The sequence below is a fragment of the Pseudomonas sp. 2(2015) genome, from assembly GCF_000955865.1.
Classification (GTDB): domain Bacteria; phylum Pseudomonadota; class Gammaproteobacteria; order Pseudomonadales; family Pseudomonadaceae; genus Aquipseudomonas.
This window is the reverse complement of the sequence record NZ_JYOF01000007.1, coordinates 336,124-359,894: the sequence shown is the minus strand read 5'-3', so window position 1 is coordinate 359,894 and position 23,771 is coordinate 336,124. Positions and strand designations below refer to the sequence as shown.

Annotated in this window: 18 protein-coding genes; 8 read left to right on the top strand and 10 right to left on the bottom strand. The window is 62.9% G+C overall.

Annotated elements, in window-relative coordinates:
* Positions 1-2: 2 nt before the first annotated feature.
* Both UB48_RS13285 and UB48_RS13280 read right to left on the bottom strand, forming a co-directional pair.
* Complete coding sequence (locus tag UB48_RS13285) at positions 3-641, bottom strand: LysE family translocator (protein WP_045197690.1); 639 nt, start codon at positions 639-641, stop codon at positions 3-5.
* Between the two features lie 22 nt (positions 642-663).
* The gene (locus UB48_RS13280; RefSeq protein ID WP_045197688.1) at positions 664-1,077 is read right to left on the bottom strand and encodes an NUDIX domain-containing protein; all 414 of its coding nucleotides are present in this window, start codon (positions 1,075-1,077) and stop codon (positions 664-666) included.
* 118 nt (positions 1,078-1,195) lie between these two features.
* Between UB48_RS13280 and UB48_RS13275 the strand changes: the two genes are divergently transcribed.
* Positions 1,196-5,512, top strand: a complete 4,317-nt coding sequence (locus UB48_RS13275; protein WP_045197686.1) for a DEAD/DEAH box helicase — start codon at positions 1,196-1,198, stop codon at positions 5,510-5,512.
* On the opposite strand, the gene UB48_RS13270 is transcribed toward UB48_RS13275, so the two are convergent.
* Positions 5,505-5,768 (bottom strand): type B 50S ribosomal protein L31, encoded by a 264-nt coding sequence (locus tag UB48_RS13270; RefSeq protein ID WP_045197685.1) that lies wholly within the window; start codon positions 5,766-5,768, stop codon positions 5,505-5,507. The two genes, UB48_RS13275 and UB48_RS13270, sit on opposite strands and share 8 nt — an antisense overlap.
* A gap of 201 nt (positions 5,769-5,969) precedes the next feature.
* On the opposite strand from UB48_RS13270, the gene UB48_RS13265 reads away from it, so the two are divergent.
* Positions 5,970-7,589 carry an FMN-binding glutamate synthase family protein gene (locus UB48_RS13265; RefSeq protein ID WP_045197684.1) on the top strand — a complete coding sequence of 540 codons (1,620 nt, stop codon included), beginning with the start codon at positions 5,970-5,972 and terminating at the stop codon, positions 7,587-7,589.
* Between the two features lie 59 nt (positions 7,590-7,648).
* On the opposite strand, the gene UB48_RS13260 is transcribed toward UB48_RS13265, so the two are convergent.
* The 3 genes from UB48_RS13260 to UB48_RS13250 are packed head-to-tail and all read right to left on the bottom strand — an operon-like array spanning position 7,649 to position 10,498.
* Positions 7,649-9,175, bottom strand: a complete 1,527-nt coding sequence (locus UB48_RS13260) for a glucosyltransferase domain-containing protein (protein ID WP_052676514.1) — start codon at positions 9,173-9,175, stop codon at positions 7,649-7,651.
* The gene (locus UB48_RS13255) at positions 9,162-10,127 is read right to left on the bottom strand and encodes a glycosyltransferase family 2 protein (RefSeq protein WP_045197683.1); all 966 of its coding nucleotides are present in this window, start codon (positions 10,125-10,127) and stop codon (positions 9,162-9,164) included. The genes UB48_RS13260 and UB48_RS13255 overlap by 14 nt, the downstream gene beginning before the upstream one ends.
* Entirely contained in the window at positions 10,124-10,498 is a 375-nt protein-coding gene (locus UB48_RS13250; RefSeq protein WP_045197682.1) for a GtrA family protein, read from the bottom strand. Before UB48_RS13250 ends, UB48_RS13255 begins: the two co-directional genes overlap by 4 nt.
* A gap of 261 nt (positions 10,499-10,759) precedes the next feature.
* Between UB48_RS13250 and UB48_RS13245 the strand changes: the two genes are divergently transcribed.
* The gene (locus tag UB48_RS13245; protein WP_045197681.1) at positions 10,760-11,884 is read left to right on the top strand and encodes an OpgC family protein; all 1,125 of its coding nucleotides are present in this window, start codon (positions 10,760-10,762) and stop codon (positions 11,882-11,884) included.
* Between the two features lie 60 nt (positions 11,885-11,944).
* Here UB48_RS13245 and UB48_RS13240 read toward each other — a convergent pair whose 3' ends face one another.
* A complete protein-coding gene (locus tag UB48_RS13240) occupies positions 11,945-13,366 on the bottom strand; it encodes an amino acid permease (RefSeq protein WP_045197680.1) in 1,422 nt (473 codons plus the stop codon).
* Between the two features lie 437 nt (positions 13,367-13,803).
* Between UB48_RS13240 and UB48_RS13235 the strand changes: the two genes are divergently transcribed.
* A complete protein-coding gene (locus tag UB48_RS13235; protein ID WP_045197679.1) occupies positions 13,804-16,938 on the top strand; it encodes a transglycosylase domain-containing protein in 3,135 nt (1,044 codons plus the stop codon).
* On the opposite strand, the gene UB48_RS13230 is transcribed toward UB48_RS13235, so the two are convergent.
* Positions 16,935-17,429, bottom strand: coding sequence for a C40 family peptidase (locus UB48_RS13230; RefSeq protein ID WP_045197678.1), 495 nt, complete (start codon positions 17,427-17,429; stop codon positions 16,935-16,937). The two genes, UB48_RS13235 and UB48_RS13230, sit on opposite strands and share 4 nt — an antisense overlap.
* Before the next feature lie 224 nt (positions 17,430-17,653).
* Between UB48_RS13230 and UB48_RS13225 the strand changes: the two genes are divergently transcribed.
* On the top strand, positions 17,654-18,223 hold the full coding sequence (locus UB48_RS13225; RefSeq protein ID WP_045197676.1) for a PadR family transcriptional regulator: 570 nt from the start codon (positions 17,654-17,656) through the stop codon (positions 18,221-18,223).
* Positions 18,220-18,987, top strand: a complete 768-nt coding sequence (locus UB48_RS13220) for a siderophore-interacting protein (protein WP_045197674.1) — start codon at positions 18,220-18,222, stop codon at positions 18,985-18,987. Before UB48_RS13225 ends, UB48_RS13220 begins: the two co-directional genes overlap by 4 nt.
* A 9-nt stretch (positions 18,988-18,996) precedes the next feature.
* On the opposite strand, the gene UB48_RS13215 is transcribed toward UB48_RS13220, so the two are convergent.
* Positions 18,997-19,650 (bottom strand): Pr6Pr family membrane protein, encoded by a 654-nt coding sequence (locus tag UB48_RS13215; protein ID WP_045197672.1) that lies wholly within the window; start codon positions 19,648-19,650, stop codon positions 18,997-18,999.
* Between the two features lie 4 nt (positions 19,651-19,654).
* Positions 19,655-19,876, bottom strand: a complete 222-nt coding sequence (locus UB48_RS13210; protein WP_045197670.1) for a VF530 family DNA-binding protein — start codon at positions 19,874-19,876, stop codon at positions 19,655-19,657.
* Between the two features lie 197 nt (positions 19,877-20,073).
* On the opposite strand from UB48_RS13210, the gene UB48_RS13205 reads away from it, so the two are divergent.
* On the top strand, positions 20,074-22,134 hold the full coding sequence (locus UB48_RS13205; RefSeq protein ID WP_045197668.1) for a TonB-dependent receptor: 2,061 nt from the start codon (positions 20,074-20,076) through the stop codon (positions 22,132-22,134).
* Positions 22,135-22,387: 253 nt separating this feature from the next.
* On the top strand, positions 22,388-23,746 hold the full coding sequence (locus UB48_RS13200) for a carbohydrate porin (protein WP_045197666.1): 1,359 nt from the start codon (positions 22,388-22,390) through the stop codon (positions 23,744-23,746).
* Positions 23,747-23,771: the final 25 nt, after the last annotated feature.

Genomic DNA, 23,771 nt, shown 5'->3' with positions numbered 1-23,771 from the left:
CCTTACACGGCCCGGCGTTGCTCCTGCACCAGGCGCAACGCCAGGCCGGCCAGGACGAAACCCATCACGTAGCGCTGCAGCATCAGCCACAGCGGGTAGCGCACAAACCAACCGGCGATGCCGGCGGCGAACAATGCGATCAGCAGGTTGACCGAAAAGCTTACGGCGATCTGGGTCAGGCCCAGGGCCAGGCTCTGGAGCAGCACCGAGCCGTTTTCCGGCGAGACGAACTGCGGCAGCACCGAGAGGTAGAACACCGCCACCTTGGGGTTGAGCACGCTGGTCAGAAAACCCATCAACACCAGTTTGCGCGGCGAGTCCGGCGCCAGCTCACGAGGCTCGAACGGCGAACGGGCACCCGGCTTGACCGCCTGCCAGGCCAGCCACAGCAGGTAGCCGGCACCGGCCCACTTGAGCAGGTCGTAGGCCAGCGGCACGGCCATGAACAATGCAGTCAGGCCAATGGCTGCGGCCGTCATGTGCACCAGAAAGCCGCCGACCACCCCCAGCAGCGACGTCACCCCGGCCATGCGGCCCTGGCAGATCGAACGGGAAATCAGGTAGATCATGTTTGGCCCGGGGGTGAGCACCATCAGCAGCGCGGCGCCGATAAACAGCAGCCATTCATGGGTGGGGATCATCGGCATTCCTTTGCAAGTGAGATCAGGCAGGTGCTGTAGTTAACTGCCGGTACAGCGGCAGAATCAAGTCCCGGGTCAACGGCGCCAGCTCCAGGGTCAGTTGTTTGCGCGCCGAGACCCAGACCACCTCTTCGATTTCCGCGGCAGGCTCGACCGGCATGGCGGTGTGCACCTTGAAAATCTCGGCCTGGACGACAAAACCCGGCTCGTTGGCGGCCGGGGCACTGAATTGCCCCAGGTACTCGGCGTCCTGCGCCTCGATCGCCAAGCCCAGCTCCTCGAACAGCTCGCGGGCCAGGGCGCTGACCGGCTGCTCGTCGGCCTCGATCTTGCCACCAGGCTGCATGAACGCCTGGGTACCGCGCTTGCGCACCAGCAGGGTACGGCCTTGCGGGTCAAGCAGGAGGGCGGCGGCGATGCGGATGGTTTTGCTCATGGGACGCTCGTGAACAGGAAAGCGCGCAAGGATCACATGTTGGCAGGTGCCTTTCAATCCTGGGCCGGTCTGACGAACGCCCCTTGCAAGCCCGCGCCATTGGCCGCATAAACAGGCCATGAACCTACCCGCCTGCAAGCACCCGGAACTGGACGCCTTCCACCGCGCGGTCCGCACCTGGTTCGAGCGCCAGTTCCCGACGGTCACCGCCGCCCAGGCCCGAGCCTGGCCGTTGATCGGAAGCGGGCAATCGTTGTTGGTGGCAGCGCCTACCGGCTCGGGCAAAACCCTCACTGCCTTCCTGGCCATCCTCGACGAGCTGTTCGTGCAGGGCCTGGCCGCCGGCCAGTTGCCGGACCAGACCCAGGTGGTCTACGTCTCGCCACTCAAGGCGCTGTCCAACGATATCCAGATCAACCTGCAGGCGCCGCTGGCCGGGATCAATGCGGTACTGGCCGAGCAAGGCCTGGCGCCGCTGGAAATCCGCACGGCGGTGCGCAGCGGCGATACCCCGCAAAAAGAACGCACAGCCATGCGCCGCCAGGCCCCGCATATTCTGGTGACCACCCCCGAATCGCTGTATGTGTTGCTCGGCTCGGCCTCCGGGCGCCAGGGCCTGGCCAGCGTGCACACGGTGATCGTCGACGAAATCCACGCCCTGGCCGGCAACAAGCGCGGCAGCCATCTGGCCCTGAGCCTGGAACGCCTTGAAGCGCTGTGCGGGCGGCCGCTGCGACGCATCGGCCTGTCGGCCACGCAACGCCCGGTCGAGCGCGTGGCGCAGTTTCTGGTGGGCCAGGGGCGCGAGTGCGCGATTGTCGATATCGGCCATGCCCGCCCCCGCGACCTGGGCCTGGAAGTGCCGCCGGTGCCGCTTGGCGCGGTGATGGCCACAGATGTCTGGGGCCTGGTCTACGATCGCCTGGCGGCCTTGGCCCGCGAGCACCGCACCACCCTGGTGTTCGTCAACACCCGGCGCCTGGCCGAGCGCCTGACCCGCCATTTGAGTGAACGCCTGGGCCGCGACGCCGTGGCCGCGCACCACGGCAGCATGGCCAAGGAGTACCGCCTGGACGCCGAGCAACGGCTCAAGCGTGGTGAGCTGCAGGTCCTGGTGGCCACCGCCTCGCTGGAGCTGGGCATCGATATCGGTGAGGTCGAGCTGGTCTGCCAGATCGGCTCGCCCGGCTCGATTGCCGCGTTTTTGCAAAGAGTCGGGCGCTCCGGGCACCAGGTCGAAGGCACGCCCAAGGGCCGGCTGTTCCCGCTGTCGCGCGATGACCTGATCGAATGCGCAGCGTTGCTCGATTGCGTACGGCGCGGCGAGCTCGATCGCCTGCAGGTGCCGCAGGCACCGCTGGACGTATTGGCGCAACAGATCGTCGCCGAAGTCAGCAGCCAGGAATGGCATGAACAGGCGCTGTTCGACTGCCTGCGCCGGGCCATGCCCTACGCCGAGCTGGATCAAGGCCACTACCAGGCGCTGCTGCGCATGCTCGGCGAAGGCTTCAATGGTCGCCAGGGTATCCGCAGCGCCTATCTGCACCGCGATGCGGTCAACGGTACCCTGCGCGGGCGCCGTGGCGCGCAACTGACGGCGCTGACCAGCGGCGGCACCATCCCCGATAACGCCGACTACAGCGTGGTGCTCGAACCGCAGAGCCTGAACATCGGCACGGTCAACGAAGACTTCGCGGTGGAAAGCATCGCTGGCGATATCTTCCAGCTGGGCAACGCCTCCTACCGCATCCTGCGCGTGGAAAGCGGCCGGGTGCGGGTCGAGGACGCCAAGGGCCTGCCGCCGAGCATCCCGTTCTGGCTCGGTGAAGCGCCGGGGCGCAGTGACGAGTTGTCGGCAGGCGTGGCACGCTTGCAAGGCGAGATCGACCAGCGCCTGGCCGCTGCCGACGGCCAGTTGCAACCGCTGCTCGACTGGCTGACGACCGAGCTGAGCCTGGGCCTGGACAGCGCCGAGCAGTTGCTTGAATACCTGGCCCATACTCGCCAGGTGCTCGGCGCCCTGCCCTCGCAGCAGACCCTGGTGATGGAGCGTTTTTTCGACGAGTCCGGCGGCACCCAGCTGATCATCCACTCACCGTTCGGCAGCCGCATCAATCGCGCCTGGGGCCTGGCCCTGCGCAAGCGCTTCTGCCGTACCTTCAACTTCGAGCTGCAGGCGGCGGCCAGCGAAGATGCGATTGTCCTGTCGCTGTCGGCCAGCCACAGCTTTGCCCTCGAAGAAGTCTGGCGTTACCTGCACAGCAACAGCGCCGAGGCGGTGCTGATCCAGGCTCTGCTCGATGCGCCGCTGTTCGGCGTGCGCTGGCGCTGGAATGCCGGCACCGCGCTGGCCCTGCCGCGCTTTGTCGGCGGGCGCAAGGTGGCGCCGCAAATCCAGCGGATGAAAAGCGAAGACCTGATAGCCGCAGTGTTCCCCGACCAGATTGCCTGCCTGGAAAACCTCGCCGGCGAGCGGCAGATTCCCGATCACCCGCTGGTCGAGCAGACCCTCGACGACTGCCTGCACGAAGCCATGGACAGCGAAGGCTGGCTGGCGCTGCTGCGGCGTATCGAGCACGGCCAGATCACGCTGATTGCCCGTGACCTGCCCGCGCCTTCGCCGCTGGCCTCGGCCATTCTCAACGCCCGGCCCTATACCTTCCTGGATGATGCGCCGCTAGAAGAACGACGCACCCAGGCCGTACTCAATCGCCGCTGGAACGAGGCGCAAAGCAGCGATGACCTCGGCGCGCTCGACCCGCAGGCCATCGCCGCCGTACAAAGCGAGGCGTGGCCGACGCCCACCCGCAGCGATGAAATGCATGAGGCTCTGATGAGCCTGGCCTGCATCAGCCAGGCCGAAGCCGAGGCCAATGACGGCTGGCAAGAGTGGCTGGCGGCGCTGGGCAATGAAGGCCGCGCCTGCCGCCTGCAACTGAGCGGTGGCCAAGCATTGTGGCTGGCCCGCGAACGCCTGATGCTGCTGCGCGCCCTGTACCCAAACGCGCCCCTGACACCCGACGTCAGCGCCCTGCCCGGCTTTGATCAGGCCATGGACGCCGAAGCCGCATTGGTCGAGCTGCTGCGCGCACGCCTGAGCGGCTTCGGCCCGCTGACGACCGAGCAGATTGCCGCGCCGCTGCAACTGCCGGTCAGCGCCATCGAGCAGGCCCTGGCCCGCCTGGAAGGCGAAGGCTACGTGATGCGCGGGTACTACTTTCAACCAAATCAGCAACCGAACCAGCAACCGGGCCAGCAAGCGCTGCAATGGTGCGAACGGCACCTGCTGGCGCGGATTCATCGCTACACCATCAAGCGCCTGCGCCGGGAAATCGAACCGGTCAGCCTGCAGGACTTCACCCGCTTTCTGTTCGACTGGCAGCACCTGGCACCCGGCTCGCGCCTGCAAGGCCAGGCCGCGCTGAGCGCCGTGCTCGATCAGTTCGAAGGTTACCCCGCAGCGGCGGCGGCCTGGGAAAGCGACCTGCTGCCCACCCGGCTCAAGGACTACAGCCCGCGCTGGCTCGACGAAGCCTGCCGCGCCGGCAAATATGCCTGGGCACGCCTGGCCCCGAGCGCCGCGGCGAGCACCCTGCGCAGCACGCCGCTGGTGCTGTTGCCACGCCCCCGCCTGGGCTTGTGGCGGGCCCTGAGCCCGGCGCTGGACAGCAGCGAACTGGGCCTGCGTGCCCAACGCGTACACACGGTGTTGAGCGAACACGGCGCATTGTTCTTCGATGAGCTGGTGCACGACGCCCACCTGCTGCCCAGCGAACTGGAAAACGCCTTGCAAGAGCTGGTGGCCGCCGGTTTGATCAGCGCCGACAGCTTTGCCGGCCTGCGTGCACTGATTACCCCGGCGAGCAAACGCCAGGGCCGTAGCCATCGCCGCGGTCGCGGGCCATTGTTCGGCGGTATGGAAGACGCCGGGCGCTGGGCGCTGTTGCGCAAACCCACTGCCAAGCGTGACGAGGACCTTGAACACATCGCCCGCACCTTGCTGCGCCGCTATGGCGTGATGTGCTGGCGCTTGCTGGATCGCGAGGCCGACTGGCTGCCCAGCTGGCGCGAGCTGCTGCGCTGCTACCACCGCCTGGAAGCCCGCGGCGAAATCCGTGGCGGGCGCTTTATCAGCGGCCTGGCCGGCGAGCAGTTCGCCCTGCCCGAGGCCGTGGCACTGCTGCGCGAAGTGCGCCGGCGCCCGCTCGATGGCAGCCTGGTGGCGATCAGCGCCAGCGACCCGCTGAACCTGGTCGGCACCCTGCTGCCGGGCAGCAAGGTGCCTGCAGTCAGCGGCAATCGCCTGCTTTATCGCGATGGTGTGCCGGTGGCGACGCTGATTGCCGGCAAGCTCCAGTTCAATGCAGAAGATGAACTGGCGGCGCATGGCGAATGGCGCGAGCGCCTGATCCGCGATGCTGCTCTGGTCACTTGACCTGCGGCGCGGCGAACCCGGCAAAGCGCTTGTTGAAACCGGCCACCCGACCTTCGACCGTGGTCTTGCGTTGCTGGCCGGTATAGATCGGATGCGAAGCGCTGGAAACATCCAGGGCCACGTAGGGGTAGGTTTTGCCGTCGCTATGGGTGTGGCTGCGGTCAGTGTCGACGGTCGAGCCGATCAGGAAGTACACATCGGCGGCAGTGTCGTGGAACAGCACGGGGCGATAGTCGGGGTGAATGCCGGGTTTCATGGCCAAGCCTCTTGGGAAAATGAACGAATACGAACTGATATAATATAACATATCAATTACTCGCAAATACAAATGATTTTCGATTCCAAGATGAAGCTTGCAGCCCTTGCGCGCTGCGGGCTGGCGCTGGAAACCCCAACCGGGCTAAGGTCGGGGTTTGTCCAGGCCCTGAGCCTGACCGTGCCATCGCAAGGAAACCGTATGAGCCTGTCACTTCTCAGCCGCTACGCCTTCTTCGCTGCCTGTGTGTTGTTCACCCTGGTCAGCCTGCCCTTCCTCCCCCACGAATGGCTGTGGCCGTTCACCCTGGTGACCGCCGTGCTCAGCCTGATCGGCCTTGGCGACCTGCTGCAAAGCCGTCACGCGGTGCGCCGCAACTACCCGATTCTGGGCAATATCCGCTACCTGGTCGAAGGCATTCGCCCGGAAATCCGCCAGTACTTGCTTGAAGCCGACAGCGATGCCCTGCCGTTTTCCCGGGCGCAGCGCTCGCTGGTGTATGCGCGGGCCAAGAACGAAGCTTCGGACAAGCCTTTCGGCACCCTGATCGACGTGTACCAGTCCGGTTTCGAGTTCATCGGCCACTCCATGCGCCCGGCGCCGCTCAGCGACCCGTCGAGCTTTCGGGTAATCGTCGGCGGCCCGCAGTGCACGCAGCCGTACTCGGCGTCGGTGTTCAATATCTCGGCGATGAGCTTCGGCTCACTCAGCGCCAACGCCATCCGTGCCCTGAACCAGGGCGCCAAGCTGGGCAACTTCGCCCACGACACCGGTGAAGGCAGCATCAGCCCCTACCACCGCGAGCACGGTGGCGACCTGACCTGGGAGCTGGGCAGCGGCTACTTTGGCTGCCGCACCTCAGACGGGCGCTTCGACCCCGAGCGCTTTGCCGAGCAGGCGCGTAACCCGCAGGTGCGGATGATCGAAATCAAGATGAGCCAGGGCGCCAAACCGGGCCACGGCGGCATCCTGCCCAAGCACAAGGTCACCCGCGAAATCGCCGAAACCCGCGGGGTAATGATGGGTGAAGACTGCATCTCGCCGTCACGCCACAGCGCGTTCTCTACCCCGATCGAGATGATGCAGTTCATCGCCCAATTGCGTGAACTGTCGGGTGGCAAACCGGTGGGCTTCAAGTTCTGCCTCGGCCACCCCTGGGAGTTCATGGGCATCGCCAAGGCCATGCTGGAAACCGGCATCCTGCCTGACTTCATCGTCGTCGACGGTAAGGAAGGCGGCACCGGCGCGGCGCCGGTGGAGTTTACCGACCATATCGGCGTGCCACTGCGCGAAGGCCTGCTGTTCGTGCACAACACCCTGGTGGGCCTGAACCTGCGCGACAAGATCAAGCTCGGCGCGAGCGGCAAGATCGTCAGCGCCTTCGACATCGCCAGCGTCCTGGCCATCGGCGCCGACTGGGCCAACTCGGCGCGCGGCTTCATGTTCGCCATCGGCTGCATCCAGTCGCAAAGCTGCCACACCAACAAGTGCCCGACTGGCGTTGCCACCCAGGACCCGCTGCGCCAGCGCGCCCTGGTGGTGCCCGACAAGGCCCAGCGGGTGCACAACTTTCACCACAACACCCTCAAGGCCCTGGCCGAAATGCTCGCCGCCGCCGGCCTCGATCACCCCTCGCAACTGCAAGCCAAGCACCTGGTGCGGCGCATCTCGGCCACCGAGATCAAGCTGTTCTCGCAGATGCATGTGTTCCTCAAGCCGGGTGAATTGCTCAACGGCGAGGTCAACGGCGAGTTCTATTCGCGGATGTGGCAGATGGCGCGGGCGGACAGCTTCGAGCCGCAAGAGGTGGCGGCGGCCTGAAGAACCGACAGGGTCGCCGGCGATCAAGGCGACCCCGTTCGACAACACCCAGCGTCTCGCTAGGGCGTAACAAGCCAGTTGTCATTGTAGTTTTCAGGGTCTGATATTTCTTTCATAACGATAAAGGCTGCTTCGGCACTGAGGTAAATAGCGTAAAACTTGCTGTTTACCACAGGTGTGCCAACCTCACCTGCTTCAAGTCGCTTTTCGAAATCATCGCGCCGCCCCTCCACTACATTGTTAATCCCCAAGCGAGGAAAGAAATGCGGGTGTAACACGGTATTGGAGGTGCTCAACAGATAGCGCAAAACGGGCAGATGAGCCATCGCACCATGGCCTCTGGGAAGCCAGTTTCCGGCGGTACGCGGTCCCACGTAGTAGAACCGTTGCACGTCCATCAACTCCGTTTTTCCGACGATGTCCTGTGCGATGTATCCTGCCATTGCCGACTCCAGCTCTTTCTTTGCAATAAGCACTTGCCCGTAGGCGTAACTCAACATAAACATGAAAACGGTCGGCACGACCAATAGCACACGCCACTTCGGTGACACGCGGCCCAGTACGTCTTCAATGAAAAAAAACAGGACCATCAGGACCGCCGAAAAACCAATAAAATTTCTAGCATCCAGGTTCGGTTCAGCAAGAAAGAGCATGATGCCTGGCACACTACCTATCAACACTACCCCGCTAAGCAGGTACAAAAGCGCAACAGCGGCTTTGCCTGGAGTGCTGCCTTGCAGGTGCAAGATATTTTTCATAACCACCATGAAACCTGCGCTTGCCAGCACCAGGACAGTGATAGCAACCATGTTGCCGATGGACGCTACCAGCAAGTCGATCATCTCCAATGAAAAACAAAACTTCTGATAGACCACGCCGAGCCATTGCTGATCAATAGCCAACAGCTTGCCTCGCGCATTGAATGTCAGTTGGTAGGCAGTCAAAAAATAGAAAATTCCGCCAACAAGAAGTTGTCCGACTCTTTCTGCAACCCGATACATCAAGGCGTCGACCGGTGTTCTATCCTTGACACCCTGCACGTACTCGACAACACACAAACCGATAAACAAGCTAATGGTCAGTTGATAGAGGCTCAGCGTGACGGCAATCAACACAGCGGATATCAACAGGCGCAGCAATCGTTGTTCAACCCGGCAGGTCACAGCGCAGATGACCGCGACCAACGCCAGCACCATTCCCGGGCCATCGTATTGATAGCTCAGGTTGCCGAGGAAAAACGGGTTGCCCAACACCGGAAAAATCACCAGGCAGCGGGTAATTCCAGGGTTTGGAAACAACCAGAAGGTCAGGCGCGCCATGGCCCAGGCCAGGGCAAAGACGCTAATCAACAAGGGCAACGGGAAAATGTTGATCGTGGCCTTGCTGAAGCTCAGCGCCCAGTACAACCACTCAAGCAAAATACGGCCTTGCTCGCCCCACTCGCCCTGGGCCTGCAGCAACGCCCGCCAGTTGTCATCCACATAGGCGTAGTCGGCATGAACAATGGGAAACACGTAAGCCAGGGACAGAACAATAAAAAACAACAGCACCTGTTGGGGGCTTAACACCCGTTCACTCGCCAACACGCTTGGCCCCCTTTCGATAGCTCGTGCCATTGGCCCTGACGATCTCTTTGACCACATACCGGGGTCGATGCTTGGCCTCCATGTAGATACGGCCGATGTACTCCCCCAATATGCCGATACCGATCAGTTGCACCCCGCCCAGAAACAGTATCGCTGTCATCAATGACGGATATCCGGGCACCTCATTGCCGAACAGTAGCTTGTCCACTACCAGGTACCCGGCGTACAGCAACGCCAACAACGAGATGCATGCGCCGACATAACTCCACAAGCGCAAAGGCCAGGTGCTGAACGAAGTTATGCCGTCCAGCGCCAGGTTCCACAGCCGCCAGACGTTGAACTTGCTGCGCCCCACCGCCCTCGGCGCGCGGTCGTATTCGACGATGGCGACGTTGAACCCCGCCCACGACAGCACCCCCTTCATGAACAACTGCTGCTCGGGCAAGGTCTTGATCACGTCCACCACCTTGCGGTCCATCAGGCGAAAATCGCCGACGTTTTCTTCAATATGGGTGTAGGCAATACGGTTAAGCAGACGATAGAACAGCGAGGCGCTGCGACGCTTCAGGTAACCATCGCTGGAGCGATCCCGACGCTTGGCCAGGACCACGTCGGCACCGTCGCGCCACGCGTCGATCAACTGCGCAACCACCGCTACCGGGTCTTGCAGGTCAACATCCATGGGCACCACGGCGTCACCGCTGGCGTACTCCAGGCCGGCGAACAGTGCCGGTTCCTTACCGAAGTTGCGCGAGAAGTTGATCAGCACCACGTCCCTGTCCGCCAGCGCGAGCGAACGGGCGACCTCGGCGGTGCGGTCGCTGCTGCCGTCGTTGATGAAGACGATTTCAATGCAGTGTGCCTGCAACGAGGGTTCTTGACGCACAGCCTGGTAAAACAGTCTGAGCGCCTGTTCTTCGTTGAACACCGGCACGATCAGCGAGACGTTCATGACTCGGCCCCGCGAAACACCAGCCATTTGGCCAGCAGGAAGCCGCAGGTCAGGCTGATCAGGGAAAAACTCACTACCGTGATCATCCCGTGCAGCCGCCAGTGGTCGCCCAGCCAACCCACCGCCAGGCTGACCGTGCCCAGACACAGCATGAACAGCAGGTAGCGGCCGATCGAGGGCGGCACGGCGAAGGTGTAGAGCGCATTGACGTAGTAGGAAAGGCTCGCAGCAACACAAAACGCCAGCAGGTTGCTCAGGGCCTGGCTCAGGTCGAACTCGACCCGCAGGACGAAAAACAGCTGCCAATGAACCAGGGTATTGGCGATGCCAATTACGCTGTAGGTGGAAAATCCTTTCCATAGGTTGGCCATTGCCTGTCACGCCTCGCTGACCGTTGCGCCTGGGCTCAGCAGGCCACGCCATTGGCGGTTCGTCTACTGATACTAATGACAGGAACGGACGATTTACGACCAACGGTCTGTTGCTCAAGGGACAATCGAGACATCCGGTAATACGCAACTTTTGCAATTCGCTGCCAATACCGCCACCCTGCCCCCCGCCCGACGTGCGGCGCGTGTGTTTGCCGGCGTCTGCCTGTCACTATTAAACCCACTGTTCAAGAGCCCGCTGCCATGCTTAACGGACGCGACCCGCGCATCGATTTCTTTCGAGGCCTGGCGTTGATCTTCATTTTCTGGGATCACGTCCCCCACAACCCTTTAGGCCAGATCACCCTGCGTAACATCGGCTTCAGCGATGCCGCCGAGGTTTTCGTCTTCCTTGCCGGCTACGCTGCAGTGCTGGCCTACGGCAAGGTGCTGCAGCGCGACGGTTATCTGATCGCCTGCGTGAAAATCCTGCGCCGCACCTGGGTGCTGTATGTGGTGCATATCTTCCTGCTGGCGATGCTGATGGGCATCGTGTTCTTTGCCAACAGCCATGTAGAAACTCGCGACCTGGTCCAGGAAATGGGTCTTACCCACTTCGTCACCAACCCTCAGCAAGCCCTGACCGACGAGCTGCTGTTGCGCTTCAAACCCAACCTGATGGACCCGCTGCCGCTGTACATCGTGCTACTGGCCGGCCTGGCGCTGGGGCTGGGGCTGCTGATGCGCAACACCCTGGCGGTGGTCGGTGTATCGATGGCGGTGTACCTGGCGGCCCCCGGCATGGGCTGGAACCTGGCGAATTTTTCCGATGGCGTGTGGTACTTCAACCCGGTCACCTGGCAGTTCCTGTTCGTGCTGGGCGGCGCCGCGGCGTTGTACGGGCAGCAGGCGCGGCCAGCACAAACCCGACCGTTGCGCCGCCAGCCACTGTTCCTGGCAGCTGCCGCCTATTCGCTGACAGCCGGCATCATTACCCTGTCCTGGCGCTGGCCAGAGATTCACGATGCGTGGATGCCGGCCAGCCTCAACAACCTGCTGTACCCGATCAGCAAGACCGACCTGTCGCCGGTGCGCTTGCTGCACTTCCTGGCCCTGGCCTACGTCACCGCCAAGCTGCTGCCCGGCAGCGGCTGGACGCAGAACTGGCTGGCGCAGCAAACCGGGCGCATGGGCCGCTATTCGCTTGAAGTATTCTGCCTGGGGGTACTGCTGGCGCCGCTGGCGGACATGATCAATGCCATGGCCGGCGATGCCTTTGCCATGCAGGTATTCACCGCCCTGGTGGGCGTCGCGATCATGGCCCTGCTCGGCGCCTGGCTGGACTTCAACAAGCGCCTGACCCAGTCGATGCGGGCGGTTGCTACCTGATTCGCGCAGGTAAAAAAAAGCCCGTATCCAAGGATACGGGCTTTTTTACTTACGCGAGGATCAGGACGCCGAACTTGCCGCGCGCTGTTCCACGCTGTTTGGCGACAGCTTGAACACGTAGTACAGCACGGTCAGCATCACCAGGAACGCCGGGCCGATGTACAGGGCTACGCGGGTTTCCTCGAAGTAGGCCATCAGGCCGACCACCAGGATCAGGAACGCCAGCGCCAGGTAGGAGCTCAGCGGCCACAGCCACATGCGGTACTTCAAGGCAGCGCGCTCGGCGTTGCTCAGGCCGGCGCGGAACTTCAGCTGGGCCAGGAGGATCATCACCCAGGTCCAGATCGCGCCGAAGGTGGCAATGGCGGTTACCCAGACGAAGACTTTCTCCGGCACCAGATAGTTGGCCAGCACGCCCAGCAGCAAGGCTGCGATCGACAGCAGCAAGGCATTGCGCGGTACGCCGTTGCTCGAGGTGCGGGCAAAGGTGGCCGGCGCCTGGCCGTTCTGCGCCAGGCTGTAGAGCATGCGCCCGGTGCTGAAGATGCCGCCGTTGCACGACGACAGCGCGGCAGTGATCACCACGAAGTTGATGATACCGGCAGCAGTCTTGATGCCCAGCCGCTCGAAGGTCATCACGAACGGGCTGCCCTGGCTGCCGATTTCGTTCCACGGGTAGATCGACAGGATCACGAACAGGGCGCCGACGTAGAACAGCAGGATGCGCCAGAACACCGAGCCGATGGCTTGGGGAATGGTCTTTTGCGGGTTGCGCGCTTCACCGGCGGTCAGGCCGATCATCTCGACGCCCAGGTAGGCGAACATCACCATCTGCAGCGACATCAGCACGCCGGTCACGCCATTGGGCATGAAGCCGCCGTTGCTCCAGAGGTTGGAGATGCCCATGGCCACGCCATCGTTGCCGAAACCGAAGGCGATGATGCCGACGCCGCCCAGGACCATGGCGATGATGGTGACGATCTTGATCAGGGCGAACCAGAACTCGAACTCACCGAAGGCCTTGACCGCGATCAGGTTGATCGCGCCCATGCTGCCCAGAGCCGCCAGGGCCCAGATCCAGCGCGGCACTTCCGGGAACCAGATGCCCATATAGATGGCCACCGCGGTGATTTCCGCCACGCAGGTCACCAGCCACAGGAACCAGTAGTTCCAGCCGGTGAGAAAACCCGCCAGCGGGCCGAGGTAGTCTTGGGCGTAGCGGCTGAACGAGCCGGCTACCGGGTTGTGCACGGCCATCTCGCCAAGGGCGCGCATGATCACCAGGATCGCCAGACCGCCAATGATGTACGACAGCATGATGGCCGGACCGGCCATTTCGATGGCCTTGGCCGAACCGAGGAACAGGCCGACACCGATACAGGCGCCCAGCGCCATCAGGCGAATGTGGCGTTCGCCGAGTTCTCGCTTGAGTGGGCCGCCCTGGGCGGTCTCACCATGAGAAGGGTGGTTGCCGACTGGCATAGAAATACAACCTCATTTTGTTATTGGATATGACCATTCGTGCAGGCCTGGCACCGCCGATAGGCTGGATGCGCTGCCTCGCCGGGCACCACCTTGTGAGCGGACCCGTCTGCCGGGTGTGCAAAACCGGCAGAGCGAAAGGGGCGAGCAGTATAGAAAGGCCCCTGCAGGGCATTTCACTGTATAAAGCGCGATATTTGGCGAGAACTCTCGGCAAAAACCGCTTCTACGGAGGGGCATTCCCCGTGCTAGAGCCTCTGCAGGAAACAGGGCGGCTAACATAGCACCAAAACGGGGCAATTCAAGCTCCACCAAAGGCGCATTTCTGACACGTTTTTAGGAAATGCCCGGCAACTGACTACAAATTTTTCACCAAACCCGGCCACCGTCTAAGCTTCAGGCAAGCAAGACGAAAATACGTAGCCGGGCTGAAGACTATGGGCGCATTGTGGCAATCGGAACCGAACAGTACGGAAGCTCCCTCTGAACACCTCGAACCTTCGCCATTGCCGAAAAGCCCACGCCAGCGCCGTCTTTGGTGGCGCCTTTTGTGGCTGGTGCTGCTGCTCGCCCTGATCGCCCTGGGCTATGCCGCCTCCGAAGAAATGCGCACTTCGCGCCTGCAGGCGCGAGAATTCAGCCAGTTCGCCGCGACCCTCAGTTATTCCATGCAACCCGGCCCCAGTGATGCCATTCGCTACCCTGGCGACGGCCCGTTCGACAAGCGCCTGGGCTACAGCTCGCTGGGGGAGTTCCTGCCGCGCCTGCTCAAGCGGGACTACGTCATCAATGAACAGACGCGTTTTTCGCCCGCATTGATGGACTACGTCGATCATGGCTTTTTCGTGCCTTATGCCGAGAAGATTCAGGCAGGCCTGTCGATTACCGACTGCAAGGGCGACGCCCTGTACCAGTTTCATTACCCGCAGCACCTGTACCCCGACTTCGCCTCGATCCCGCCGGTCATCGTCCACAGCCTGCTGTTCATCGAGAACCGCGACCTGCTCAACCCCGACGACCCACTGAACAACCCCGCCGTGGACTGGCCGCGCTTCGCCAAAGCGGCCTACACCCAGGTGGCCAAGTACCTGGCCCTGCCAGGCCAGTCGGCAGGCGGCAGTACCCTGGCGACCCAGCTGGAAAAATACCGGCATTCGCCCGACGGCCTGACCGCCTCGGGCAGCGAGAAGATTCGCCAGATGATTTCCGCCAGCGTGCGCGCTTATCAGGATGGCCCGCAGACCCTGGAAGCCCGCCAGCGCATCGTCCGTGATTACCTCAATAGCGTGCCGCTGTCGGCGGTTCCCGGGCATGGTGAAGTACATGGCATGGCCGAAGGCTTGCGGGTCTGGTACGGCGCCGACTTCGCCCAGGTCAACCAGGCCCTGTCGTCCACCGACACCGACCCGGCCAGCCTCGCCGCCCGTGGCCTGGCCCTGCGCCAGGTGCTGTCGCTGATGATCGCTCAACGCCGGCCCTCGCACTTTTTGTCCAAGGGCCGGGCGGAACTGGCGCTGCTGACCGACAGCCACATCCGCATCCTCGCGGCCAGCAACATCATCGACAAGCCGCTGGCGGACGCGGCCCTGGCCAGCAAGGCCATCTACCGCGACTGGGTAGCCCAGCCGACCATTCAGCCAATCGTCACCAACAAGGGCATCAGCGTTGCCCGCAGCCGGCTGTCTTCGGCCCTCGGCCGGCCGCTGTACGACCTCGACCGTCTCGACTTGTCGGCCACCAGCACCCTGCAGTCGGATTTGCAGGGCCAGGTCAGCCAGTACCTCAAGGACCTCGCCGACCCGGCCTTTGCGGAAAAAATGGGCCTGTTCGGCGAACGCCTGCTGACCCCGACCAGTACCACCCAGGTGCGCTATAGCTTCACCCTGCTCGAACGCACCGCCGACGGCTCAAGGGTGCGGGTGCAGACCGACAGCACCGACCAGCCGTTCGACATCAACGAAGGCAGCAAGCTCGAGCTGGGCTCGACCGCCAAGCTGCGGGTGCTGACCAGCTACCTGGAAATCATCGGCGAACTGCACGACAAGTACGCCAACACCCCGGCTGCGGAGCTGAAAAAAGTCCCGGTGGCGGAACTGGACTTCATTACCCGCTGGGCCATCGACTACCTGATCCAGAACAAGGACCGCGACCTCAGCGCCATGCTCAACGCCGCCCTTGAGCGCAAGTATTCCGCCAGCCCCGGCGAAGCCTTCTTCACTGGCGGCGGCCTGCATGTGTTCAACAACTTTCGCAAGGAAGACAACGGCCGTATCCCTACCCTCAAAGACGCCTTGCGCGAGTCGATCAACCTGCCGTTCATTCGCCTGATGCGCGACCTGGTGCGCTACAGCACCTACCAGCAGCCGGGCAACAGCGCCAGCCTGCTCAAGGACGATGCCGAGCCGCGCCGCCAGGAGTACCTGGCACGCTTTGCCGACAAGGAAGGCACCGATTACATGCGCAGGTTCTGGAAGAAGTACCAGCGCAAGACGTCGCAGCAGCGCCTGGATACCTTCCTCGACAGCCTGCGGGTCACCCCGATCCGCCTGGCCGCAGTGCACCGCTACCTGTTTCCCGAGGCTGACCAGGCGACCTTCAACGCGTTCGTCCAGGCGCACCTGAAAAAGGACCGGGTCGAGAACAAGACCCCGGCGACCAAGCAGAACACCGTCACCGAGAAACGCCTGCAAGAGCTGTACGAAGCCTACCGCCCGGGCGCCTACGACCTGCCCGACCAGGGCTTTATCGCCAAGGTCCATCCACTGGACCTGTGGCTGCTTGGCTACCTGCTCCAGCACCCCAGCGCCACCTTCCAGGAGGCGGCTGAGGCCGGTCACTTCGAGCGTCAGGAAGTCTATGGCTGGCTGTTCAAGAGCCGGCACAAGGGCGCACGCGACAGCCGTATCCGCACCCTGGTGGAAATCGAAGCCTTCCTCGATATTCATCAGCGCTGGAAACGTGTCGGCTACCCGTTCGACCACCTGGTGCCGTCGCTGGCCACCGCCATCGGCAGCTCCGGCGACCGTCCGGCAGCCCTGGCCGAGCTGATCGGGATCATCCAGAACGATGGCGTACGCCTGCCGGTGCTGCGCATCGACACCCTGCACTTCGCCGCCGATACCCCGTATGAAACCCGCCTGACCAGCGACCCCGACCTCGGCCAGCGGGTGCTCTCGGTGGAAGTTGCCCGGGCCCTGCGCGGCGCCCTCTCGCAAGTGGTCGACGCCGGTACTGCGCGGCGGGTGTCGGGCAGCTTCAAACTGGCCGACGGCACCCCGCTGGTGATGGGCGGCAAGACCGGTACCGGCGATAACCGCATCGAAAGCTTCGGTGCCGGCGGGCGGCTGATCGGCTCACGCTCGCTGAACCGCACCGCGACTTTCGTGTTCTACCTCGGCGAAAACCACTTCGGCACCCTCACCGCCTTCGTACCTGGCCGTGCGGCGGAATCCTTCCGCTTTACCTCGGCCTTGCCGGTGCAGGTGCTCAAGGGCATGGCGCCAATCCTGATGCCCTACCTGGAACCAGGCAGCCACACCCTGTGCAAGCCGCCACGGATGGTCCAGCGTTAGTGGAAGCGCTTGGCGGTCGTGTAGCTTTTGGCCCAGTAACTGTTGCTCAGCGAGTCAATACGAATGTTCTTGCCGGTCCGTGGGGCGTGGATGAAACGCCCTTCGCCGATGTACAGGCCGACGTGGCCGATCCGGCCCTGGCCATTACGGTTGAAGAACACCGCGTCGCCACGTTTTAGCTGGCTCTGCTTGATGGTCCGGGCACCGGACTTGAGCATCGCCGCGGTGGTACGCGGAATCCTGATATCGGCCTCGTGGCGAAACAGGTAGACCAGCAGGCCGCTGCAATCAAACCCGCCCTTGACCGACATGCCGCCCCAGCGGTACGGCACGCCGATCAACTCGTGTGCACGCTCGACCAGACGATCGAGGTTGGCTTCCAGCTCGTGCCGCACCGTGTGTTCGCGAGCGATTTGGGTAACGGAGAAATTGGCCTGGGCAAAAAACGACAGCCCCCAGAGCAGGCTGATGAAAAAAATTGAACGCGCCACGGTGAAATACTCACAGGTGAAGAAAACGTGGCGAATCTTAGGGGTGATTTCCGTGGGTGTAGATCAAGCCAATCTGAGGCGCTTGTAGGAAAAACCTTAAGCATTCCTACACAAATTCAGCTCGTCCTACGCTGATCATGAGAAATATTCTTATTCTCGCGCTTGCTTTAAGATATATCTTGAGTAATATCTGAAGATACATCTAACGCAAACGGAGATCCCCCATGCGTGACCATCATCCCCACCGCGAGCATGGCGACCGGCATGACGGCTTTGAACGCCGTCACGGCCGTGAACGCGGCGATCGCGGCCCCCGCGTGTTTGCCCCAGGCGACCTGAAACTGCTGTTGTTGTCGATGCTGGCCGAGCAGCCCTGCCACGGCTACGACCTGATCCGCCAGATCGAAAGCCTCTTCGATGGCAGCTACAGCCCCAGCCCCGGGGTGATCTACCCGACCTTGAATTTTCTTGAAGAAGCCGAGCTGATCAGCGGCCAGACCCAGGGCAGCAAGCGCCTCTACGGCATTACCGCAGCCGGGGAGAAGTCCCTGGCCGACCAGGCCATCGCCCTGGACGGGGTGCGCATGCGCATTGAAGTCAGCAAGCGTTCGCTGCGCGGCCACGACCGCCCGGCCGAGATCCACGAAGCGGTCCACAACCTGCGCCATGCCCTGCAGATGCACAGCGGGCGCTGGAACCCGGCAGAAATCGAGCGGGTCCGCACCCTGCTCAACGACACCGCCAAAGCCATCGTCGCAGGGCCCATTGCGACCTCAACGGAGCAAGCCGAATGACTGTTAGCGAAAACGCCACCATTCACCGCGTCAACCACGAGATCAAGCACCGCCGCCTGAACGTGCTGCGGGTTACCGAGCTGACCCCGCGCATGCGCCGCATCACCCTCGGCGGGCCAGAACTGCAGGGCTTTACCAGCGTTGGCAGCGACGATCACGTCAAACTGATGTTCGCCTGCTCGGCAGAAGAACAGGCCGTGCTCGACAACCTCGACTTCAGCCGCGACGGCCTGCGCCCGACCATGCGCGAGTACACGCCGCGGCGCATCGACCTGGCCGGCGGCGAGATGGACATCGACTTTGTCCTGCACGGCGACGGCCCTGCTTCGACCTGGGCGGCCCAGGCGCAAGTCGGCCAGGTGCTCAACATGGCCGGGCCACGGGCCTCGCTGGTGGTCCCGGATATCTTCGACAGCTACCTGCTGGTCGGTGACGAAACCGCGATCCCGGCCATCGCCCGGCGCCTGGAAGAACTGCCGGCCGGCCGCAAGGTGCTGGCAGTGATCGAGATCGAGAATGCCCAGGAGCAACAAGCACTGACCAGCGCCGCGCAGGTCGAAGTGATCTGGGTTCTGCGCCAGCAGCAGGATCTGCTTGACGTAGTGAAGGATCTGTCCTTGCCAAGCGGTCAGTTGTATACCTGGGTAGCCTTGGAAAAATCGCTGATGCGTAAGGCCAAGCGCCTGCTGATCGATGACAAGGGCGTCAAGGAAGACCTGATCAAAGCCGCCTCGTACTGGCAGCTCGACCCGCACGACGAATGAACGGCTGCCTCAGGGTTGCGTCCTGGCCTTGGCCAGGCGCCCGCCCTGCCAATGATCGAGGCCGAGCAACAGCAGACTGATGGCGACAAACCCGGCGAGAATCGCCAGCGCATTAAGAAGCACCTGGCCATAGCCCAGTTCGGCCACATCGATGAACGGATAGGGATAGACACCTATCACATGCCCGCGCAGCAGTGCGTAGGCAAAATACCCCAGCGGATACAGCAGCCAGGCCAGCAGATGCCTGAATCGCAGGCTGCCCTTCTCCACACAGCACCACCAATAGACCACGAACAGCAGCGGCATGACATCGTGCAGCAGCTCGTCCGCCAGCCATTGCCAACCTTGCGGGTGCCACAGGTGCCGCAGCAACAGGCTGTAGGCCAGGCCCACGAGGATAATGCTCGCGGCAATCCCGGAACTGACCCAGGGCGCGAGGAAGAACCGTCGCAGCGCCGACTCGCGGCCGAATGCCGCGTGGCTCAGCACCACCGCGACCAGGGTGTTGCTGAGCACGGTGAAAAAACTGAACAAGGTCACCAGGCCGCCCAGCAGGCTCGCCTGCTCCTGCCAGCGTGCCAGCAACAGCAGGTACATCTGGATCGCCAGCGCGCTCCAGCCCAGGCACGCAGCCAGGGCAATCAACTGCCTGCGCCGGCTCACCGGCTCAGCGGCCGCGCTGCATTTTCAGGTACAGGCGCTCGACTTTCTCGCGGGCCCAGGGGGTCTTGCGCAAGAAGGTCAGGCTCGACTTGATGCTCGGGTCGCTCTTGAAGCAGCGGATATCAATGCGCTCAGCCAGGCCGTCCCATTGGTACTTCGCGACCAGCGCGGTAAGGATCTGCTCCAGGGTCACGCCATGCAGCGGGTTTTGATTAGCGGCGGTCATGCCTGTGCTCCAGCCAACGAAAGGTGCGCACCTTAGCCGAGGCACGGCTGCAAGTCTTCAGACTTTTCGCATCCCAGGTGCTGCTAACAGACATTCTAGTGTGGGCAAAGGCTCTAGCCAGCGCTTGAGCGTTTTATCTTTGACGGTAATGTTATATTGTATCAACACTATAACACTGCCAAGGACCCCTTCCCTCCATGCGTCACTTACCCCTGCGCCTCTCTCCCCTTGCCGCTGCGCTCTGGCTCGCGTCCCCCGTGAGCCAGGCTGTCGAACTGCAACCCCAGGTGATCACCGCCAACCCGCTGGGCAACAGCGAGCTGGCTGCGCCCACCACTGTGCTCGATGGCGACGACCTGGCCCTGCAACAAAAAGGCAGCCTCGGCCAGACCCTCAACAACCAGCCCGGCGTCGCCTCGACCTGGTTCGGCCCCGGTGCCAGCCGCCCGGTGATCCGCGGCCTGGACGGCGACCGGATCCGCATCCTGCGCAACGGCGTTGGCGCCCTGGATGCCTCGTCGCTGTCCTATGACCACGCCGTGCCGCTGGACCCGGCCACCGTCGAGCGTATCGAAATCGTCCGCGGCCCGGCTGCCCTGCTCTACGGCGGCAACGCCATCGGCGGGGTGGTCAACAGCTTCGACAACCGCATTCCGACTTCGCCCATCGACGGCATTCACGGCGCCGGCGAGTTGCGCTATGGCGGCGCCGACACCACCCGCAGCAGCGCCGGCAAGCTGGAGGCTGGTGATGGCCGCTTCGCCCTGCACCTGGACGCCAACAGCCGCCAGTTCAATGACCTGCGCATCCCAGGCTACGCCCGCAGCTCGAAAGTGCGCGACGCCGACGAACCGGGCAGCAAGCACCGCCTGGAAAACAGCGACGGTCGCCAGGACGGCGGTGCCGTTGGCGGTTCCTACCATTGGGATCACGGCTATGCCGGCCTTTCCTACAGCCGCTATGACTCCAACTACGGCTCGGTGGCCGAGCCGGGCGTGCGCCTGGACATGCAGCAGGATCATTACGGCTTCGCCTCGGAGTTGCGCGACCTCGACGGCCCGTTCAGTTCGGTGAAGGTCGACCTTGGCTATACCGACTACCAGCACCGCGAGCTGGAAAGCGGCGAGGTGCACACCACCTTCAAGAACAAAGGCTACGAGGCGCGGGTCGAGGCGCGGCATCAGCCACTGGGGCCGGTCGAAGGGGTGATTGGCGCCCAGGTCAGCCGCAACGAGTTCTCCGCCCTCGGCGAAGAAGCCTTCGTGCCGCACACCGACACCAACAGCCTGGCGCTGTTCATGCTCGAGCAGTGGCAAGCCACCGAACGCCTGAACCTGAGCCTCGGCGGGCGCCTGGAGCACACCCGGGTCGAACCCGACAGCAAGGGCAGCGAACGTTTTGCCGAGGCTGATCGTTCCAGCAGTTTCACCGCCGCCAGCCTGTCCTCCGGCGCGGTCTACGAGCTGACCCCGGTGTGGTCCCTGGCCGCGACCCTGGGCTACACCGAGCGTGCTCCGACCTTCTACGAGCTGTACGCCAACGGCGCCCACGTCGCCACCGGCACCTACGAGGTCGGTGACCCGAACCTGAGCAAGGAAAAAGCCATCTCCAGCGACCTGGCCCTGCGCTTCGACAACGGCACGCACAAGGGCAGCGTCGGTGTGTTCTACAGCCACTTTCGCAATTACATCGGCCTGCTGGCCAGCGGCAACCTGCGCGAAGGCCACGACCACGACCATGATCACGGCGATGAAGACCACGATCACGACCATGATCATGACCACGGCGGCGATGTACCCGAATACCTCTACCACGGGGTTCGCGCGCGCTTCTACGGCATCGAGGCCCAGGACCGCTGGCAACTGGCGCAGAACCGTTATGGCAGCTTTGCCCTGGAACTGTCCGGCGACTACACCCGGGCCAAGAACCTCGACACCGGCGAAGACCTGCCGCGCATCGCCCCGCTGCGCCTGAACAGCGGCCTGTTGTGGGAACTGGATCGCTGGCAGGCGCGGGTGGACGTGCAGCACGCCAGCGCTCAGCACAAGAAACCGGCCAACGAGACCAGCACCGACGGCTACACCACCCTCGGCGCCAGCGTCGGCTACCGCTTCGATATCGGCCAGAGCCAGTGGCTGGCCTTCGTCCGGGGCGAGAACCTGACCGACCAGACCGTGCGCTACTCAAGTTCGATCCTGCGTGACATCGCCCCGGCACCAGGGCGCAGTGTCGAAGTCGGCTTGCGTACCACCTTCTAAAGCAATAGCCCCCTGTGGGCGCCGGCCTTGCTGGCTCCCACAGCGGATCAGAGTCGCCTGCCTCAACCGCACTGTTACCAATCCGGCAACGGTGCCTCTTGCTGAATTGACTTTTTTTCTTACAAGTTCAGCTATATCCTCCCCGCCGCAAGCTGAACCGCTTCAGTCTATTTCCCTGCAGCTTTATCGCCGATGATCCTCGGAACTCGGTGGCCTTGCCGTTTTTTCAATAATCAAAAGATAGCGCTATCTCATGCCTCAGAACGATCGTTTCCGCTTTTCCCCCGCCACCCGGACACTGCTTTCGGGTCTGGCCATCGCCAGCCTCGCGCCTTGCGCCCAGGCCGCGGCGATGTTCGCCAGCGACTCGCCATGGATGCTTGGCGATTGGGGCGGCACCCGCACGGAGCTGGCTGAACGCGGCTACGACTTCACCCTCGGTTATACCGGCGAGATGGGCGCCAACCTGCACGGCGGCCATGACAACGACAAGACCGCGCGCTACAGCGACCAGTTCGCCCTCGGCACCCACCTGGACCTGCAGAAGATCCTTGGCTGGCATGATGCCGAGTTCCAGCTGACGGTCACCGAGCGTCACGGCAACAACATCAGTAATGACCGCATCAACGACCCGCGCGTTGGCGGCTTTACCTCGGCCCAGGAAGTCTGGGGACGTGGCCAGACCTGGCGGCTGACGCAGATGTGGATCAAGCAGAAATACTTCGACGGCGCGCTGGATGTGAAATTCGGCCGCTTCGGCCAGGGCGAGGACTTCAACAGCTTCCCGTGCGACTTCCAGAACCTGGCGTTCTGCGGCTCGCAGGTGGGCAACTGGGTCGGTGACATCTGGTACAACTGGCCGGTCAGCCAGTGGGCCCTGCGGGTCAAGTACAACCTGACTCCCGAGCTGTACGCGCAGATCGGCGCCTACGAGCAGAACCCTTCCAACCTCGATCGCGGCAACGGCTTCAAGCTCAGCGGCAGCGGCACCCAGGGCGCGGTGATTCCGGTCGAACTGGTGTGGAGCCCGGCGGTCAATGGCCTGAAAGGGGAATATCGCGCCGGTTACTACTACAGTAATGCCAAGGCAAGCGATGTCTACAAGGACAGCAACGATCAACCGGCAGCACTGAGCGGCCAGGCTTACCGCAGCAGCTCGAGCAAGCACGGCTTCTGGCTCGGTGCCCAGCAACAGGTGACGTCGCTGGCATCTGACCATTCGCGTGGTTTGAGCGTATTCGCCAACGCCACGCTGCACGACAAGAAGACCAATGCCATCGACAACTATGTTCAGGCAGGTGTGGTGTACAAGGGGCCCTTCGATGCCCGTGCCAAGGACGACATCGGTTTCGCCCTGGCACGCGTGCACGTTAACCCTGCCTACCGCAAGAACGCCCAGGCCATCAACCAGGCCCGCGACGTCAGCGACTTCAACGACTCCCTGTTCCGTCCGATCCAGGACACCGAATACAGCGCCGAGCTGTACTACGGCATCCACCTGGCCGACTGGCTGACCGTGCGCCCGAACCTGCAATACATCCGCCACCCCGGTGGCGTGAGCCAGGTCGATGACGCGCTGATCGGCGGGATCAAGATCCAGAGCAGTTTCTAACCACCCTTTTCACCTAACGGAGAAC

Bases quoted from the DNA above. Each gene is read 5' to 3' on its own strand.
- UB48_RS13285 (WP_045197690.1), bottom strand. From the start codon at position 641: ATGATCCCCACCCATGAATGGCTGCTGTTTATCGGCGCCGCGCTGCTG.
- UB48_RS13280 (WP_045197688.1), bottom strand. From the start codon at position 1,077: ATGAGCAAAACCATCCGCATCGCCGCCGCCCTCCTGCTTGACCCGCAA.
- UB48_RS13275 (WP_045197686.1), top strand. From the start codon at position 1,196: ATGAACCTACCCGCCTGCAAGCACCCGGAACTGGACGCCTTCCACCGC.
- UB48_RS13270 (WP_045197685.1), bottom strand. From the start codon at position 5,768: ATGAAACCCGGCATTCACCCCGACTATCGCCCCGTGCTGTTCCACGAC.
- UB48_RS13265 (WP_045197684.1), top strand. From the start codon at position 5,970: ATGAGCCTGTCACTTCTCAGCCGCTACGCCTTCTTCGCTGCCTGTGTG.
- UB48_RS13255 (WP_045197683.1), bottom strand. From the start codon at position 10,127: ATGAACGTCTCGCTGATCGTGCCGGTGTTCAACGAAGAACAGGCGCTC.
- UB48_RS13250 (WP_045197682.1), bottom strand. From the start codon at position 10,498: ATGGCCAACCTATGGAAAGGATTTTCCACCTACAGCGTAATTGGCATC.
- UB48_RS13245 (WP_045197681.1), top strand. From the start codon at position 10,760: ATGCTTAACGGACGCGACCCGCGCATCGATTTCTTTCGAGGCCTGGCG.
- UB48_RS13240 (WP_045197680.1), bottom strand. From the start codon at position 13,366: ATGCCAGTCGGCAACCACCCTTCTCATGGTGAGACCGCCCAGGGCGGC.
- UB48_RS13235 (WP_045197679.1), top strand. From the start codon at position 13,804: ATGGGCGCATTGTGGCAATCGGAACCGAACAGTACGGAAGCTCCCTCT.
- UB48_RS13225 (WP_045197676.1), top strand. From the start codon at position 17,654: ATGCGTGACCATCATCCCCACCGCGAGCATGGCGACCGGCATGACGGC.
- UB48_RS13220 (WP_045197674.1), top strand. From the start codon at position 18,220: ATGACTGTTAGCGAAAACGCCACCATTCACCGCGTCAACCACGAGATC.
- UB48_RS13210 (WP_045197670.1), bottom strand. From the start codon at position 19,876: ATGACCGCCGCTAATCAAAACCCGCTGCATGGCGTGACCCTGGAGCAG.
- UB48_RS13205 (WP_045197668.1), top strand. From the start codon at position 20,074: ATGCGTCACTTACCCCTGCGCCTCTCTCCCCTTGCCGCTGCGCTCTGG.
- UB48_RS13200 (WP_045197666.1), top strand. From the start codon at position 22,388: ATGCCTCAGAACGATCGTTTCCGCTTTTCCCCCGCCACCCGGACACTG.